This is a genomic window from Butyricicoccus pullicaecorum, from assembly GCF_002160355.1.
GTDB lineage: Bacteria > Bacillota > Clostridia > Oscillospirales > Butyricicoccaceae > Butyricicoccus > Butyricicoccus pullicaecorum.
The window spans coordinates 56,155-71,943 of record NZ_NFKK01000014.1 but is presented as its reverse complement, the minus strand read 5'-3'; the positions used below and the strand labels follow the sequence as shown (position 1 = coordinate 71,943).

Sequence of the window (15,789 nt, the reverse complement as noted above, 5' to 3'; positions counted from 1 at the left end):
GATTTAGGTCAGATCGAGTCGGTGATTGTTTGCGGGAAGGAGTACAAGTTACGTTAAATTTTGGGAAAACCAATCCGGCAGGTTGGTTTTCATGAACGCGCTGAGCGCGCGGGGGAGTTGCGCGTCAGCGGACGCGCTTTTGATTATTTTTTGGTTGAAACCCGGGTCGGACACCGGGTTTCAAAAGGGGGATTCCGTGTCCTGCGGGACACGGCTCAGGGCGCTGCCCTGAGAACCCGCAGCCTTTGAAAAGGCTGGCGAAACTTTCAGTGTTGGGTGCGGTGCAGGGTTTAGCCGGGGATTTCACCGACGCCGCTGAGGATATGACGCGGGCGGTAAGCGTAATTTTCGACTTCCTCGCGGGTGGTGCAGCCGGACAGGACCAGGACGGTATCCAGACCGGTTTCCACGCCTGCAACGATATCGGTATCCATGCGGTCACCGATCATAGCAGCCTCATTGGAGTGCACGCCGAGCAGGCGCAGGCCGGTGCGCATCATGAGGGGATTGGGTTTACCGACGTAGTAAGCCTGCTTACCGGTTGCCAGCTCGATGGGAGCGACCAGAGCACGGCAAGCGGGGATGATACCGCGTTCCGAGGGGCCGGTGAGGTCGGAGTTGGTTGCGATCAGGCGTGCGCCGCGCTGGATGTAGCCGACGGCTTTGAGGATGGTCTCGTAGTTGTAGCCGGTAGTCTCGCCCGCGATGACGTAGTCGGGGTCAACGTCGTTCATGGTGATACCCGCGTCATAGAGTGCATTGAGCAGGCCGGGTGCACCGATGACGTAAGCCGTGCAGCCGGGCGACTGGCTCTTGAGGAAGGCAGCGGTTGCCAGAGCGCTGGTGTAGAAGTGATCTTCGCTGACGTCCAGACCCATGCGTGCAAGTTTCTGCTGCAATTCACGGGGCGAGCGCTCGCTGGAGTTTGTCAGGAACAGGAAGCTTTTGCCTTCGCGGTTGAGCCAGTCCACAAATTCCTTGACACCGGGCAGCAGACGGTTGCCGTGATAGATCACGCCGTCCATGTCGCAGATGAAGCCTTTTTTCTGTCGCAGCTCTTCGAGCGATTCAAACGGTTCGGTCATGGGTAGGTACTCCTTATCTTATATCTTAATCTTTTTGAGATACATGTCTCCAGATTCTATTATGCAGGGAAGGCGCATAGAAATCAAGCAAATCTGGGTAAAATTTACGGGACAGATCAGATATTGCGGCGATATTTTCCCCAGCGGCGGATGCCGGAGAGCGAGGTCAGCAGGGTGATGACAGCGAATACCAGCAAGAAGGCCATGGCAGCCGTCCAGCCCCAGCGTTCGGAGAAGAAGCCGATGCCGTAGGAGGACAGCGCCGAGCCGAGGTAGCAGGCGCTGTTAAAGATGCCGGTGACCGAGGATGCGCGGCCAATTGCGCCGAAGTGGATGGGCATGAGGTTGATAATCATGAGGTTTGCGCCGACCAGAGCAGTGGAGGACAGGGTCATCAGGACGAGCGAGACGACGGCGTTGTCCATACCAGTCAGGCACAGGACGGCCAGCGCACCACCAGCGACCGCCATAAAGCAGGCCGTACCGGCGAGCTCGTTGCGGATGAAGCGACCGGCAATCCATTTGGACAGATAGACGCCGATGAGGTTAAAGACGGGCAGCACGATGGACAATGCGACCGACAGCGACGCGCCGAGCGAGAAGCACTCGTCGAGGTAGGTGGGCATCCAGCTCTGGATACCGTCGCGCAGCAGGCCGAGCGAGACCGCGCCCAGTACGGTGAGCAGCGTACCGGACACGATCAGCGTACGAATCAGGCTGCCCTGTGCGGCGTTTTCCACCTGCGTCAGGGTGATTTCCTCGATTTCACCGCGCTGTTCGGTCTCGCGCTCATAGAACGACATACGTACCCAGAAGAACGCAGCCGAAATGAGCATGATGAGGCTGGACAGCAGGAAGTCGACGCGCCAGCCGGTAAAGTGCAGCAGAGCGGAGGCGAAGAGGTAGGTGAGAATGGTTGCGATCGGGTAGGTTGCCGCACCGTTTGCGCAGGCGCGTTTGCGGTGGGTGGGCGGAATCATCTCGGAAAAGACGCGGGCAGCGGGCGACCAGAGCATAGACTGGAACACGCCGTTGAGCGTCCACAGGGTGAGCATGACCGGGTAGGACGCGCCGGACAGACCCATGCCGAGGTTGAGCACAGCCGAGCCGATGATACCGGTGAAGATGAGCTTTTTGGGTGAAATGCGGTCGCCGAGGAAGCCGGAGAGCAGCTGACAGACGCCGTAGACAACGAAAAACATCGTACCGATCAGACCGGCCTGAGACTTGCCCAGACCTTCCTGCGCGATCAGATCGGCCATGACCGCGGCATAGCTCATGCGGCCGAACAGACCGGCGATGTAAGCACCGGCCGTCAGGCAGAACAGACGGTTGGCGTAGCGCGGCGGGCACACGCGCCGCGTGCGAGTTGGTGACATAACGGAACAATCCCCCTTATTTTTTTGCGTTCATTTGCAATTGTATCACTGTGACCGGGGACTGTCCACAAGGGAAGGCGTGAAAGCCGGAAAAAACCGGAAGAATGCCGGAAAAAATGAAGCAGATCGGCGGCTGAAAGAACAGCAGTTGAAAAATACAACCGATTTGTATACTTTTCGCAAGAGGGAAGAAATCGACAATACCTATATAATATGCCGTGAATGAAGGGGGGTGGGCTACTTGAAATTTTGTGGTAAAACGGATACAATAAAAAATGTGTACGGAAGTATACGGCAATGGGAAGCATTGTCAAATTCAAAGAAAGGAAGCGGAAGTATGATCGCAATCTTATCCCCGGCAAAAAATATGCGTTCGGCGCCGGAGCGCGCGCTTCCGACGACCAGACCCCAGCGCGGACAGGAGGCCGAAGAACTGGCAGACGTTCTGTGCGCCATGCCCGCCTATGAACTGGAAAGCACCATGCAGATCAGTCCCGCGCTTGCGCTCCGTGCAGCGGCCGATTTTGCGGCCTGGACGCCGGAGGGTGGAGACCCGGCCATTCTGGCCTATGATGGACTGGCTTATAAATATCTGGACGCGGACAGCCTGACCGACGACGATCTGTGCTTTGCGCAGGACCATCTGCGCCACATGTCGGCGCTCTACGGTGCGCTCAGACCGCTTGACGTCATCCATCCCTATCGTCTGGAGATGTCACGCCGTCCGCGCGGCATGAATCTGTATAAATTCTGGGGCAGCAAGCTCCGGGATGACCTGTATGCCGAGACCGACCTCGTGGTCAATCTGGCCTCGAGCGAGTACAGCCGTGCGGTATCCAAGCAGCTCAAGCCGGGCGACCGGTTTCTGACCTGTGAGTTTTTGTCCGAGCGCGGCGGCAAGCTGCGCTGTCTGGCGGCCAATGCCAAGATGGCACGCGGTGCGATGGCACGGTATATCATCCAGAACCGCATCGACCGGCAGGAAGACCTGACCGGATTTGACGAACTGGGCTTTGCATTTGCACCCAGCCTGTCCAACGATGCGGTGTACACCTATGTACAACAGCTTTGACCGTAGGAGGGAACTAAGATGCTGCAGGTAGGCACAAAAGCACCGGCCTTTACGCTGCCGGATGCACAGGGGAATCTGATTTCGTCGGAGACATTCGCAGGCAAGCGATGGGTGCTCTATTTTTATCCCAAGGATTCTACGCCCGGATGCACTAAGCAGGCGTGCGCGTTCGCGGCGGCACATGGGGAATATGAGGCACTGGGCGTGCCGGTCGTCGGCGTGTCCAAGGACTCGCAGAAGAGCCACCAGCGCTTTGCTGAGAAGAACGAACTGCCGTTTTTGCTGCTGTCCGACCCCGAACTGACCGCCATTCAGGCGTATGACGTGTGGAAGGAAAAGAAGCTCTACGGCAAGACCTCGATGGGCGTTGTGCGCACGACTTACGTGATCGGCCCGGACGGTGTGATCGAGTGGGCAGGCGAAAAGGTCAAGCCCGACCAGAACGCACAGCAGATTTTGGACTTTTTAACCGGAAAATAAGCGTTCAGCCCTTGCGAAACGCGGTTCGGATGGGTTAAAATAGAGGAAAGAACCGTTGGGAGAAACAACAGAGGGGGACTTCCGAATGATTCATCCGATTGGTGTCATCCGCCGCGGCGAGCAGAGCTTTGTACGCGAGCGGCTGAAAGAATATGATCTGGTTCCGGTTGAGGCGTTCGCGCTGCGCATGATCGCGTCGCTGGACGGCTGCAATCAGGATACGCTGTGCACACGTCTGGAGATTGACAAGGGCCGCGTGGCCAAGCTGCTGGCCGGTCTGGAAAACGCCGGACAGATTACGCGCACAGTTAACGAGAACAATAAGCGCGAAAAACTGGTGCGGCTGACCGAACGCGGTCAGGAGGCATTGCAGTACGTCAATGAGACGCTGGACGAGTGGAACCGCATGTGTATGCAGGGCTTCACCGAGGAGGAATGGACGCAGTTCTTCACCTTTCTCCATCGTATCGCGGACAACGTCGCACACAGCCGCAAAGAGGGCTGGCCCAAATTATAAGCACAAAGACCGATGCGTACCCGTATGATTTTCGGCCGCATCGGTTTTCTTCATACCCGATACTTTATCACACTACAAAACGAAAGGAAAACGCAGTACATGATCGGCACGCTTGTCAACACAGGAACGATTTTGGTGGGTTCGATCGCGGGCAGCTGCCTGCGGCACGGCATCAAGGAACAATATCGAGGGGCACTGTTTCAGGCCATGGGACTGGCAGCCTGCGCACTCGGTGTCAACGCAGTCGCACAGAATATGCCGAATAGTACCTTTCCTGTGCTGTTTATTCTGAGCCTCGCCGTCGGTACGCTGACCGGCACCATGCTGGATATCGATGGCCGGTTTCAGCGCCTGGTCGGCCGGTTTTCCAAGGACGGCGGACTGGGACAGGGGCTGTCTACTGCAATTTTGCTCTTCTGCATCGGTACGCTGTCCATTTTGGGCCCGATCAATAGCGCACTCTACGGCGACCATACTTATCTTTTTACCAACGCAACCCTCGATCTCGTCACATCCATGACCCTGGCCTCGACCTACGGCATCGGCATCGCCTGCGCTGCCGGCGTGCTGTTCTGTTGGCAGGGTGCAATCTATTTGTGCGCCGGTGCATTGTCTGGATTTTTAACCGATGCTCTGATGACCGAAGTGTCTATCATCGGCGGTATCCTCATCGCCGCATCTGGTTTGTCCATGCTGAACATTCGTGACTGTAAAACACTCAATATGCTGCCGTCGCTGGCGGTTCCAGTCATCTGGTTCGCAATCAAAGCCCTGTTATAAGGAATCCCGCCCGCTGGCGATAAGCGGGTCCGGGTCTGCGACCCGGCGCGATCCAGCCGCGCAGGCTGGCCGGACTCCGCAGAGTCCGGAATTCCCCTTTGATTCCCGGTGTCCGCCCCGGGGATCAACCAAAAATTGATTTTCCTCGCTCGCCGCAGCGAGCGAAATTTCTTTTTACCCACACTTACAAGAAAGGGGTTTGTACAATGATTGGATATCACTGTGACCTTGCAGAACAACTGGACATGCTGCGCGAGTTTCTCAAACAAAGCCCTGTAATCGAACAGGTTTTGCAAGAATCTCAGACGTTAGGCTTACGTGACTATTACATTGGAGCAGGTTGCATCTGCCAGACGGTGTGGAACTTACAGACCGGACGCGATCCGCTCTATGGCATTTCCGATATTGATTTCGCTTATTTTGATGATACAGATCTGTCATATGAGGCAGAAGATCGGGTGATTCGGAAGGTACAAGAGCATTTTTCACAGTTACCGCTTGCTTTGGATGTCAAAAATCAAGCGCGTGTGCATCTGTGGTATCAACAACACTATGGTTATAACTTAAAACCATATCAATCTCTGGAACAAGCGATAGATACCTGGCCGACGACTGCAACATCAGTCGGTGTACGTTTGCAAAATGCTCGTCTCAAAGTGTATGCACCCTTTGGCCTAAATGACCTGTTCGGACAGATTGTTCGCGCAAACCGTACACAGATTACCGAACAGACTTATCAAGATAAATGTATTAAATGGACGAATAAATGGCCGGAATTGACAGTGATTCCGTGGTGATATGCGTTTTAAAGCCCGACATCTTATGGTGCAGGGCTTTTTCTGTGCTCATAAATTCTGGGCAACTTCCGCGCTGCCGCCTTTTCCAAGTATGCGGTCTGCCGCATGGTATACTAAAAAATCCACATAAAGGAGTCCATTCCAATGTCCTTTCAAGATATCTTTAAGTCTAACTTTTTGGACAGCATACAGTCGTTTTCGCTGCTCGACACCGCGCTTGCGCTGGTGATCTCGCTCGCACTCGGCCTGTTCGTCTTTTTCGTCTATAAGAAAACCTTCCACGGCGTGCTCTATTCGTCTACCTTCGGCGTGTCGCTCATCGGCATGTCCATGGTGACCACGCTCGTCATCTTAGCCGTCACGTCAAACGTCGTCCTGTCGCTCGGCATGGTCGGTGCACTGTCCATCGTCCGTTTCCGCGCAGCCATCAAGGACCCGCTTGATATCGTTTACCTGTTCTGGGCGCTGGCCTGCGGCATCGTGACCGGTGCCGGTCAGTTCCTCATGGCAATCGTCGGCTCTCTCGTGGTCGGCATCGTCCTTCTGGTTTTCGTCAACCGCAAGGAGAACGATCACCCCTATCTGCTGGTCGTCTCGTGTGACGATGACCGCGCCGAGCACGTCGCCTTTGCCGCACTTTCTCACCAGAAATTCGTCATCAAGTCCAAGACGGTTACGACCGACGGCGTGGAAGTGACCGCCGAAGTCCGCCTGCCCGACGACGGTACGACCAATTTCGTCAATCAGGTTGCGGCATCGACCGGTGTGCGCAGCGCGGTGCTCGTCAGCTACAACGGCGAGTACATGTCGTAAAAAGGAGCGTGTGCGATGATCCGCCGGAAATCAACCGAAGTGCTGGCCATCGTGCTCGTTCTGGTCATGCTCGTCGTGTCCTGCCTGATGCCGTGCTTTGCCGAGGCTGCAGGTGGGATTGAACAGCAGTATGAATCGACGCTGTTCGGTACAAACCTCATCACCGTGGACATCCAGATGGACGCGGATGACTGGCAGGATATGCTCGACAACGCACTGAGTGAAACCTATTACGCGGCCGATGTGACCATCAACGGCCAGACTTTTGAAAATGTCGGCATCCGACCCAAGGGCAATACCAGCTTGACGCAGGTCGCGTCCTCGGATTCCGACCGTTACAGCTTCAAGATCGAGTTCGACCACTATCAGGACGGTCAGACCTGCTGGGGACTGGATAAACTGGTACTCAACAACCTGATGTCGGACGCAACCTATCTCAAGGAATACTTTGTCTATGACATGTTCGCCTTTTTGGACATGCCGGCTTCCGATTACGCCATGGCCGAGATCACGGTCAACGGCGAGCCGTGGGGCATCTACCTTGCGCTTGAGGGCGTAGAGGAAAGCTTCCTGACGCGCAATTTCGGCGCATCGCCGGGTGAGCTGTATAAGCCCGAGAATATGGGCGGCGGCGGTCCGGGCGGCATGATGGATAAGGACGAGGACGAAATCCGCGAGATGATGGGACTTAGCGAGGACGAGGAACTGCCCGAGATGCCGGAAATGGGTGAAATGCCGCAGATGGGTGAGATGCCCGAGCCGCCGGACGGTGCACAGATGCCCGGACAGCCGCCTATGGCATCGACCGATGATACTCAGGATACCGGTGACACCCAGCCTGCACAGGATACCCAGCCTGCCGACACCCAGAACGATCAAACCACCACAGACTCCCAGCCGTCCGATGCGTCGGATAGCACCCAGACCGCACCCGCTGACGACCAGACCCGCGAGGGCTTCCAACGTGGCGGCGGCCGCGGCGGTATGGGCGGCGGCATGTCGAGCGGTGGTTCCGACCTCAACTATATCGACGATGACCTCGACAGCTACGAGACCATCTGGGAAGGAGAGGTCACAGACACCGATGACGCAGACCACCAGCGCGTCGTCGAGGCACTCAAGAAAATCAGCGAGGGCGACCTGTCGGGCGTAGACGTCGACCTCATGTGTAAATATATGGCCGTGCAGACCTTTGTCGTCAATCTGGACTCGCTTTCGGGTAATATGGCGCATAACTATTACCTGTACGAGAAGGACGGACAGCTCGCGCTCCTGCCGTGGGATTATAACTTGGCCTTCGGCGGCTTTATGAGCGGAGACGCGTCGAGTACGATCAATTTCCCCATCGATACGCCGGTATCCGGTGTCAGCATGGAAGATCGCCAGATTTTCGCCGTGATTCTGAACGATGAGGACGCCTGTGCGCTCTATCATTCGTATCTGGAAAAGCTGTGCACCGAGTATGTGCAGGGCGGACAGTTTGAACTGACTTATACCATGCTGCGCGGTCTGCTGGACAGCCGCGTCACGACCGAGGAACACGACCCGACCGCGTTCTATACGGCGGACGAGTACACCGAAGCGGTGGAAATGCTCAAGACGGTCATCGAGCGCCGCGCAGAGAGCATTCTGGGTCAGCTGGATGGCACCATCCCGTCGACCACCGACGGCCAGCAGGCGGACAGCAGTACGCTCGTGGACGCTTCCGACCTTGATCTGTCGGTCATGGGTTCGCAGTTCGGCGGCGGCGGTCACGGCGGAAATGGCGCAGAGGGCGGCATGATGGGTCGCGGCGGCAAGATGATGCAGGGCGCAGCCGGTCAGCAGAGCCAAGATACCGCTGCCGCACCGGACGACGCTTCCCAGCCATCCACTGACGCTACGACCGATACGACCCAAACCACAGCGACGCAATCGGCACAGCCGCCGGAAGCGAGTGGTGAAAAGCCGTCAGGCACACCGCCAGACGGTCAGACACCACCGGACATGGCTTCCGAATCCAATTTGTCAACCACCTCATAAGGATCCCTTGTAAAACCGGCCTGCGGTCAGCGCGGCGCAGGCTGACATCCCTGAAATTCCCTTGATCCTCCTTTCCGCGCTGCGGGCTGGCTCCCTTACGGAGTCAGCCTGTTTTTCGTTGTTATCACAAATTTTACAAAAAGGGGATATGCTTTTGCGAGCGGGAATGCTATAATGGAAGGCACGATACAAAATTGTAATGCCTGAAAACACAGCGGCCTTTTGCCGCAGATGGGGAGGATATGGCAATGAAATCGGTATTGCTGATTGGTCTCGGCCGTTTTGGCCGTCACATGGCGGGCAAACTCAATGAGATGAATCACGAGGTACTTGCAATCGATATCAACGAGCAGCGCGTGAACGATGTACTGCCCGTTGTAACCAGTGCGCAGATCGGCGACAGCACCAATGAAAATTTCATCGCGTCGCTGGGTGTGCGCAACTTTGACCTGTGCGTTGTCGCGATCGGTGACAATTTCCAGAGTTCGCTGGAGACCGTCGCACTGCTCAAGGATTACGGCGCACCGTTTGTCGTCGCGCGTGCCAACCGCGATGTCCATGCCAAGTTCCTGCTGCGCAACGGCGCGGATCAGGTCGTTTATCCCGAAAAGGAAATGGCAATCCGTGCGGCGGTCAAGTATAGCTCGGACAACGTGTTCGACTATATCGAGCTGACCGGTGATTATTCGATCTATGAAGTGCCCATTCCGCGTGCATGGGTCGGCAAGACGCTGGTAGAGCTGAGTGTACGAACCAAGTATCACATCAGCGTCATGGCATTGCGTCACGGTTCTCACCTTGACCCGCTGCCGCGACCGGACCACGTGTTCCAGGAAGATGAGACCATGCTGATTCTGGGCGCGAATAAGGATTTGACCAAGTTTATTCTGCGGAAATAAGTCCCGCCCGCTGGCGAAATAAAGCTTTCGCCAGCCTTTCTCGAAAGGCTGCGGGTTCTCAGGGCAGAGCCCTGAGTCGCGCTCCGCAGAGCGCGAAACGCTCTTTTTGATTTTCGCCTCTGCGAAAATCAACTGAACAAGAATAAAAAAGCGCATCCCGAGGGATGCGCAATACTCCGCGCACAAAGTGCGCTCATGAGAAAGACCGTCCGACAGGACGGTCTTTCTTTTTTGTTTGTTTGGGTTGAAACCCGGGTCGGACACCGGGTTTCAAAAGGGGATTCCGCTCGCTGCGGCGAGCGGCCAGCCTGCGCGGCTGGATCGCGCCAGGGAACTCGTCCCCTGGACCCCGATTGATTGGTGCGGTGCTTAATTGAAATAGACCAGTTCTTCCTTGGGCGCTTCGGCCTTCTCGATCTTCTTACAATACAGCACCGGACCCTCGCCGCGGTACTGGGGAACATATTCCACACGTACCTCTGCCGTGACGGTCACCCAGCTCTTATGCGCGATACCGGTCGTATCGGCATCCTTACACAGGAAGCCGACAAACTGCACGTCATCCGCGCAGCAGACCATAGCAAAGCGTCCGGGCACAAAGACGTGTTCCTGCTCCATCTTTTTGGTCTTGTACACCATGCCCTTGAACTTGACCGTCTTGCCGATATAGGGTTCCGGGTCACCGGTCGCGTCGACGTACCACAGACCAAAATTCTCGTCCGAGATGTCGATGACAGGCGCGTCCAGATCGAAGGGGCGGGGCATGTTATCGCGGTAGTCCTCTGAACCGCCGTTCACATCGTCGAGGAAGATGGTGGCACGGGGGTTCATGGCGCGGATGTTCTTCTTATAGAGCATCTGCTTGAGCTCGTCGGTGCAGCGGTTAAAGACGATCAGATCGGCCATGGAAATCTGTTCGAACATACGCGGGCCGATGTTGTTGGAGTACAGCTCGAAGGTCTGCGCGTTGACCGTGGTGACGATCTGGTAGAGCGGCCACTCGGGCGGCAGCTTGCCCTCGAGGAAGTCGCCGATTTCCCACATGCCGTTGAGCTCAATAAGGACGCGGTCGGGGTTAAACTTCTTGCCCAGATCGCGGAAGAAACGCAGCGTCAGCTCGGACGCATCCTCGACCATGACGATCTCGGTGCGTGCGTCGTGCAGCAGCTGGGGATCGTATTCCTCGATACCCTCCTCGCACACGATCAGCAGCGAGCGCTCGTCCTCGGTGAAGTTGGGGTCGCGGAGGATGTCCTGGATGAACATGGTTTTACCGCTCTCCAGAAAGCCGGTAAACAGATAAACAGGAATTTCCTTCATGGTTTACACCCCAAACAGCTCAGCGATGCGGTCTTCGTCCAGCTCTGCGCCGATGACGCACAGACGGCCGGTGTAGTCAGCCGGGCCGCGGCGGACTTCGGGCTGACCGGGTACGAAGTCGAAGTGGATCCACTCGCCCTCGGTTGCAGCAACGATGCCCTTGGCACGCAGAACGGTGCCCAGCGAGATGTCACCCAGCGCATTCAGGATAGACGCAATCTGCTCCTCGGTGTACTTGTGCGTGGTCTCACGGCCCCAGCTCTGGAAGACCTCGTCGGCATGGTGATGACCATGATGATCGTGGTCGTGGCAGCCGCAGGTACATCCTTCGCCGTGCTCGTGATGGTGTTCATGCTCGTGGTCGTGGTGATGGTGCTCATGTTCGTGCTCGTGGTCATGACAGCCGCAGGTGCAGTCCTCACCGTGCTCATGGTGGTGCTCGTGGTCGTGGTGATGATGCTCGTGCTCATGGTCGTGGCAGCCGCATTCCTCACCGTGTTCATGGTGATGTTCGTGGTCGTGATCGTGATGATGGTGGTGCTCATGCTCCTCGGCTGCATGTACGATCTCGGCCAGTACCTCAGCCGACAGCGAGTGGCTGTCCTCCATGACCGACAGCAGCTGCGCACCGGTCAGCTGATCCCAGGGAGTCGTTACGATACGAGCATCCTTGTTGTGCTCGCGCAGCAGGGAAACGACCTGTTCCAGACGGTCTTCCTTGACGAACTGGGTACGGGAGAGCAGGATTGCGCCCGCGTGCTCGATCTGATTGAGGAAGAACTCGCCGAAGTTCTTGGCGTACATCTTGGCCTTCTGGGCATCGACAACCGTGACAAAGCTGTTGAGGACGACCGGCTCGTGCTCTGCAACGCGCTGCACGGCAGCGATGACGTCGGACAGCTTACCGACGCCCGAGGGCTCGATCAGGATGCGCGCCGGGTGGTAGGTCTCGATGACTTCCTGCAGTGCCTTGCCGAAGTCACCGACCAGCGTGCAGCAGATGCAGCCCGAGTTCATTTCGGTGATCTGGACACCGGCATCCTTGAGGAAGCCGCCGTCAATGCCGATCTCGCCGAACTCGTTCTCGATCAGCACGACCTGTTCACCCTTGAGCGGTTCGGACAGCAGGCGGCCGATCAGGGTCGTCTTGCCCGCGCCCAGGAAACCGGAAATAATATCAATCTTGGTCATAAAAAAGACCCCTTTCCAAGCGGTTAAAAAATTCATCTGCACCTATCATACCGCGATTGCGGCAAAAAATAAAGGGTGTATTTGTAAACAGAGTGGAAAAATTAGTTAAGGGAAACAATGGAGCAGAAAACATGCCCGGGGCGTGTGTGCCGCGGGCATGGGGATTTAGAACTTGTCGACGCAGGCCTGCAGGACGGTTGCTGCGATTTCGCCTGCGACCGATGCACCGCCGCCGCCGTTCTCAACCAGAACGATGAAGGCGTAGGGGTGCTCGGGATCGTCGAGGAAACCGGCAAACCATGCGTTGGGGCGCTTGTCGCCGCCGACTTCTGCCGTACCGCTCTTTGCGCCGATGTCCAGACCGCGGAAACGGTCGGTGCCGTAGGTCTGAACGACGTTGTTTTTCATCATTTCCTTGACCTGAGACGCCGTGCTTGCCTGCACCAGCGTGTCGGTCTCTTCGGTGCGCTGCCAGGACGTCGGGATACCGCTCGGGGTGGTGATGTCCAGAATCAGACGCGGGACGGCAGCCGTGCCGCCGTTTGCGATGGCACCCATGTAGGTCATCATGTTGCAGGGGTTGACCGTGTCGGTGTACTGACCGACACCCGACCAGCCGATCTGTCCCTTGTCAGCTTCGGACACGTCGTAATGACCGGCAGCGGTCATGATGCCGTCGACCGACATGCGGCGGGTCAGACCGGCCTGCTCGACGTACTTGGTCATGGTGTCGCCGCCGAGTTCGGCTGCGAGTGCGCCAAAGACACCGTTGCACGAGTTTGCGAAGGCCGATGCAATGTCCATCTTGCCGTGCGGCTTGGGACAGGTGATGACCGTACCGCCGACCGTGGTCTCACCGGTGCAGGTGAAGGTGCGATCCTTGAGGTCGGGCAGGTTTTCCAGCGCGGCGGTCAGGGTAACCGTCTTGAAGATGGAGCCCGGCACCTGTGCAGAGGACAGGAAGCGGTTCAAGTAGATGCCGTCCTGTGCTTCCGAGGCCGCAGGCGGGTTTTCCGGGTCAAAGGACGGGGTGGAGACCATGCACAGGATGTCGCCGGTCTTGTAGTTGTACACACCGACCGTGCCCTGTCGGCCGTCCATGGCGTTGTACGCCGTGACGTTCAGGTAAGCGTCCAGGGTAAGGGTCAGGTTGCGTCCCGAACCCAGCGGAGAATAGCCGCCGGTAATCAGGTTGTAGCCGGACAGACGATCGGCAAAGGCGGTCAGGGCGCCCGTGCCGATGTAGCCCGAGCCGTCGCCGACTGCGTGTACGGTCGCACGGCGCACGGTGGCGTCGGGGTAGTAGACGCGCTCGCCGTCCTTGACCTCGGTCAGGACATCGCCGTCACGGTCTAAGATGGTGCCGCTTAACAGCTGGCCGCTGTTTGAGTACATGTGCCGGTTGTAGGGGTAGGCTGCCCAGTCGGAGGCATTGGTCACGAACCGGAAGCAGAACAGACCCAGACCGGCAATCAGTGCCAGCGCGATGATCAGGCACAAAACCGCGCGTTTCTCAATCTTCCGCATATTGGTCAAATTCCTCCTGTTCGTGTCTCAGTTCACGCCGCGAGGGCAGGCGGATGGCAAAGCTTGCGTTCTGTCTGGTGTCGGATGCCTTCAGGAAGGCCAGCATGCCCCAGGAAGCCAACATGGAGGTACCGCCGTTGGACAGGAAGGGGAAGGTGACACCGGTCAGGGGCAGGATGTCGACCGCGCCAAAGACGTTCAGGCAGGTCTGGAAGACCATGAGCGAGGTCGCAGCGCATGCGGCGATGGTGTAGAAGCTGGAGCGTCCAGCGCGGCAGGCGCGCACGGCAAAGACAGCCAGCGTCACGATACAGAGCACAGCCAGTACCGCGATAATCAGACCCCATTCCTCGCAGACCTTACAGAATACCATATCGGTGTCGGCCGCGGTGACATTGAGCCAGCCATTGCCCGCACCGACACCGACCAGACCGCCCGATGCGGCAGCGGTCAGCGAGTGGGTCTGCTGGAAGCCGGCGCCGTAAACGTCCTCCCAGATGTGACCCCAGCTTGCAAAGCGCTTGAGTACGTGCGGCTTGACCGATAACAGAACCAGTCCGCCCGCGCCGCAGCCGCCGCAGATGAGGGCGAGGGTTGCCCAGTCACCCGAGCGCAGGAAGGCGATGACGATGAAGGTCACGAAGAAGATGGCCGCTGCACCGAAGTCGTTCATCAGCGCCAGACAGCCCAGACAGATGAGGGTGAGCGCCATGAACAGACCGAGGTTTTTCTTGCGGAACAGACGGTCGAGGGTTGCCGAACCGGCAAAGATGTAGCAGACCTTGGCGATCTCGGACGGCTGGAGCGACATGCCGCCGAGCTTAATCCAGTTTTTCGCACCGCCGCTCGACGAACCCAGAACCAGGGTTGCAGCGAGCAGGAGCACGGCCAGCACGGCCATGAACTTGCGCAGCGCGTTTGCACGGCTGAGGTCACGCAGGAACCAGCCGAGCACGAGGAAGCCGACCATGCCGAGCAGGATGGCAAAGAACTGCTTGGGCACCGAGGCTGGGGCAAAGGATGCCGTGACCGCAAGGCTGATGGTACACAGGAAAAAGGCGATCATTTCCATCTCGAAGCCCACCCGCCGGAAGGCGCGCAGGGTCAGACAGTAAATCCACATGACGGCGGTCATGCCGAGGAAGATGAGCGGCAGTGCCGGATCGGCCTTTTCGCCGGTCGAGATGATGAGCTGGATGCAGGTCAGAATCTGGAAAAAGCTCATCAGAATGAGCAGTCCCCAAGGCGAGACCGGCTTGTCCAGACCGGCACGACGCTTGCGCCGCGCCTGCTTTTCCTCGGGCGACACCGCTTCCAGCCATGCCGGAATGTCGGCAAAGGAGATTTCGTCGCCGAATTCGACCGGCAGCGGCTCCTCGGCGGGCGCAGTGCGTCCGCGCACATAGGTGCCCGAGGTCGAACCCAAATCGTATAGGTTCCAGGTGTCGTCGGGCTGCCGGATGAGGGCGGCATGGGTGCGGGAAACGGCCGGATCGTCGATGACGACATCGGCGGTCTTCTGGCGGCCGATGATGTTCTCCCAGTGGGTCAGCGGGATGCGCTGTTCGCCGAAGTTCAGGTAAGCCCAGACCTCAGCGGTGTGCTTGACCGATAAAAGCGAGCGGATGGCGGTGAGCAGGATGAGCAGACCGAGCACAGGCAGCACAAAACGGATGACCGTCGTATACCATGCGCTGATCTCGGGAAACTGCTGGGACAGGCTGTACAGACTGTCCATACCGGCCTGTAAGGCACCGCTCACACCGGTAAAAGTTTCAGTCAAACTAAGATTCCTCCCTTCGGGTGGGGTTTAAGTGGTTGTTTCCGTACAACGTACCATTATAGCACAGTGCCCGGAGTGCGTAAACCGACAAAATGGTATCATTCGATGGGCTTGCAGGGGTTCA

At 57.5% G+C, this 15,789-nt stretch carries 14 protein-coding genes; 8 read left to right on the top strand and 6 right to left on the bottom strand.

Translation table 11 applies throughout. From position 1 onward, the window contains the following. Nucleotides 1-290: 290 nt before the first annotated feature. Nucleotides 291-1,085 (bottom strand): HAD-IIA family hydrolase, encoded by a 795-nt coding sequence (locus B5F17_RS11075; RefSeq protein ID WP_087373851.1) that lies wholly within the window; start codon nucleotides 1,083-1,085, stop codon nucleotides 291-293. A gap of 116 nt (nucleotides 1,086-1,201) precedes the next feature. Next, nucleotides 1,202-2,464 (bottom strand): MFS transporter, encoded by a 1,263-nt coding sequence (locus B5F17_RS11070; RefSeq protein WP_087373849.1) that lies wholly within the window; start codon nucleotides 2,462-2,464, stop codon nucleotides 1,202-1,204. A 337-nt stretch (nucleotides 2,465-2,801) separates the two neighbouring features. Here B5F17_RS11070 and B5F17_RS11065 point away from each other — a divergent pair, with 337 nt between their 5' ends. The 8 genes from B5F17_RS11065 to B5F17_RS11030 all read left to right on the top strand — a co-directional run bounded on the left by B5F17_RS11065 (nucleotide 2,802) and on the right by B5F17_RS11030 (nucleotide 9,844). Beyond that, nucleotides 2,802-3,536 carry a YaaA family protein gene (locus tag B5F17_RS11065; RefSeq protein ID WP_087373847.1) on the top strand — a complete coding sequence of 245 codons (735 nt, stop codon included), beginning with the start codon at nucleotides 2,802-2,804 and terminating at the stop codon, nucleotides 3,534-3,536. Nucleotides 3,537-3,554: 18 nt separating this feature from the next. Continuing rightward, nucleotides 3,555-4,016, top strand: coding sequence for a peroxiredoxin (locus tag B5F17_RS11060; protein ID WP_087373845.1), 462 nt, complete (start codon nucleotides 3,555-3,557; stop codon nucleotides 4,014-4,016). A gap of 85 nt (nucleotides 4,017-4,101) precedes the next feature. Then, the gene (locus B5F17_RS11055; RefSeq protein WP_087373843.1) at nucleotides 4,102-4,533 is read left to right on the top strand and encodes a MarR family winged helix-turn-helix transcriptional regulator; all 432 of its coding nucleotides are present in this window, start codon (nucleotides 4,102-4,104) and stop codon (nucleotides 4,531-4,533) included. Between the two features lie 99 nt (nucleotides 4,534-4,632). After that, on the top strand, nucleotides 4,633-5,313 hold the full coding sequence (locus B5F17_RS11050; RefSeq protein WP_087373841.1) for a DUF554 domain-containing protein: 681 nt from the start codon (nucleotides 4,633-4,635) through the stop codon (nucleotides 5,311-5,313). A gap of 206 nt (nucleotides 5,314-5,519) precedes the next feature. Then, nucleotides 5,520-6,110, top strand: coding sequence for a nucleotidyltransferase family protein (locus tag B5F17_RS11045; protein ID WP_087373840.1), 591 nt, complete (start codon nucleotides 5,520-5,522; stop codon nucleotides 6,108-6,110). 144 nt (nucleotides 6,111-6,254) lie between these two features. Further along, nucleotides 6,255-6,923, top strand: coding sequence for a DUF4956 domain-containing protein (locus B5F17_RS11040; RefSeq protein WP_087373838.1), 669 nt, complete (start codon nucleotides 6,255-6,257; stop codon nucleotides 6,921-6,923). A 15-nt stretch (nucleotides 6,924-6,938) separates the two neighbouring features. Further along, on the top strand, nucleotides 6,939-8,945 hold the full coding sequence (locus tag B5F17_RS11035) for a CotH kinase family protein (RefSeq protein WP_087373836.1): 2,007 nt from the start codon (nucleotides 6,939-6,941) through the stop codon (nucleotides 8,943-8,945). A 248-nt stretch (nucleotides 8,946-9,193) separates the two neighbouring features. Then, entirely contained in the window at nucleotides 9,194-9,844 is a 651-nt protein-coding gene (locus tag B5F17_RS11030) for a potassium channel family protein (protein WP_073993776.1), read from the top strand. Nucleotides 9,845-10,213: 369 nt separating this feature from the next. Here B5F17_RS11030 and B5F17_RS11025 read toward each other — a convergent pair whose 3' ends face one another. From B5F17_RS11025 to B5F17_RS11010, 4 genes are all read right to left on the bottom strand, one after another. Then, nucleotides 10,214-11,164 carry a TIGR03943 family putative permease subunit gene (locus tag B5F17_RS11025; protein WP_087373834.1) on the bottom strand — a complete coding sequence of 317 codons (951 nt, stop codon included), beginning with the start codon at nucleotides 11,162-11,164 and terminating at the stop codon, nucleotides 10,214-10,216. 3 nt (nucleotides 11,165-11,167) lie between these two features. Then, a complete protein-coding gene (locus B5F17_RS11020) occupies nucleotides 11,168-12,355 on the bottom strand; it encodes a CobW family GTP-binding protein (protein WP_087373832.1) in 1,188 nt (395 codons plus the stop codon). Between the two features lie 165 nt (nucleotides 12,356-12,520). After that, a complete protein-coding gene (locus tag B5F17_RS11015; protein WP_087373830.1) occupies nucleotides 12,521-13,882 on the bottom strand; it encodes a penicillin-binding transpeptidase domain-containing protein in 1,362 nt (453 codons plus the stop codon). Next, complete coding sequence (locus B5F17_RS11010) at nucleotides 13,869-15,665, bottom strand: FtsW/RodA/SpoVE family cell cycle protein (protein WP_087373828.1); 1,797 nt, start codon at nucleotides 15,663-15,665, stop codon at nucleotides 13,869-13,871. Before B5F17_RS11010 ends, B5F17_RS11015 begins: the two co-directional genes overlap by 14 nt. Nucleotides 15,666-15,789 lie beyond the last annotated feature (124 nt).

What these genes read in the sequence shown, in the direction of transcription:
- B5F17_RS11070 (WP_087373849.1), bottom strand. Translation starts at nt 2,464, where the DNA reads ATGTCACCAACTCGCACGCGGCGCGTGTGCCCGCCGCGCTACGCCAAC.
- B5F17_RS11020 (WP_087373832.1), bottom strand. Translation starts at nt 12,355, where the DNA reads ATGACCAAGATTGATATTATTTCCGGTTTCCTGGGCGCGGGCAAGACG.
- B5F17_RS11060 (WP_087373845.1), top strand. Translation starts at nt 3,555, where the DNA reads ATGCTGCAGGTAGGCACAAAAGCACCGGCCTTTACGCTGCCGGATGCA.
- B5F17_RS11075 (WP_087373851.1), bottom strand. Translation starts at nt 1,085, where the DNA reads ATGACCGAACCGTTTGAATCGCTCGAAGAGCTGCGACAGAAAAAAGGC.
- B5F17_RS11045 (WP_087373840.1), top strand. Translation starts at nt 5,520, where the DNA reads ATGATTGGATATCACTGTGACCTTGCAGAACAACTGGACATGCTGCGC.
- B5F17_RS11015 (WP_087373830.1), bottom strand. Translation starts at nt 13,882, where the DNA reads ATGCGGAAGATTGAGAAACGCGCGGTTTTGTGCCTGATCATCGCGCTG.
- B5F17_RS11055 (WP_087373843.1), top strand. Translation starts at nt 4,102, where the DNA reads ATGATTCATCCGATTGGTGTCATCCGCCGCGGCGAGCAGAGCTTTGTA.
- B5F17_RS11050 (WP_087373841.1), top strand. Translation starts at nt 4,633, where the DNA reads ATGATCGGCACGCTTGTCAACACAGGAACGATTTTGGTGGGTTCGATC.
- B5F17_RS11065 (WP_087373847.1), top strand. Translation starts at nt 2,802, where the DNA reads ATGATCGCAATCTTATCCCCGGCAAAAAATATGCGTTCGGCGCCGGAG.
- B5F17_RS11025 (WP_087373834.1), bottom strand. Translation starts at nt 11,164, where the DNA reads ATGAAGGAAATTCCTGTTTATCTGTTTACCGGCTTTCTGGAGAGCGGT.
- B5F17_RS11040 (WP_087373838.1), top strand. Translation starts at nt 6,255, where the DNA reads ATGTCCTTTCAAGATATCTTTAAGTCTAACTTTTTGGACAGCATACAG.
- B5F17_RS11030 (WP_073993776.1), top strand. Translation starts at nt 9,194, where the DNA reads ATGAAATCGGTATTGCTGATTGGTCTCGGCCGTTTTGGCCGTCACATG.
- B5F17_RS11035 (WP_087373836.1), top strand. Translation starts at nt 6,939, where the DNA reads ATGATCCGCCGGAAATCAACCGAAGTGCTGGCCATCGTGCTCGTTCTG.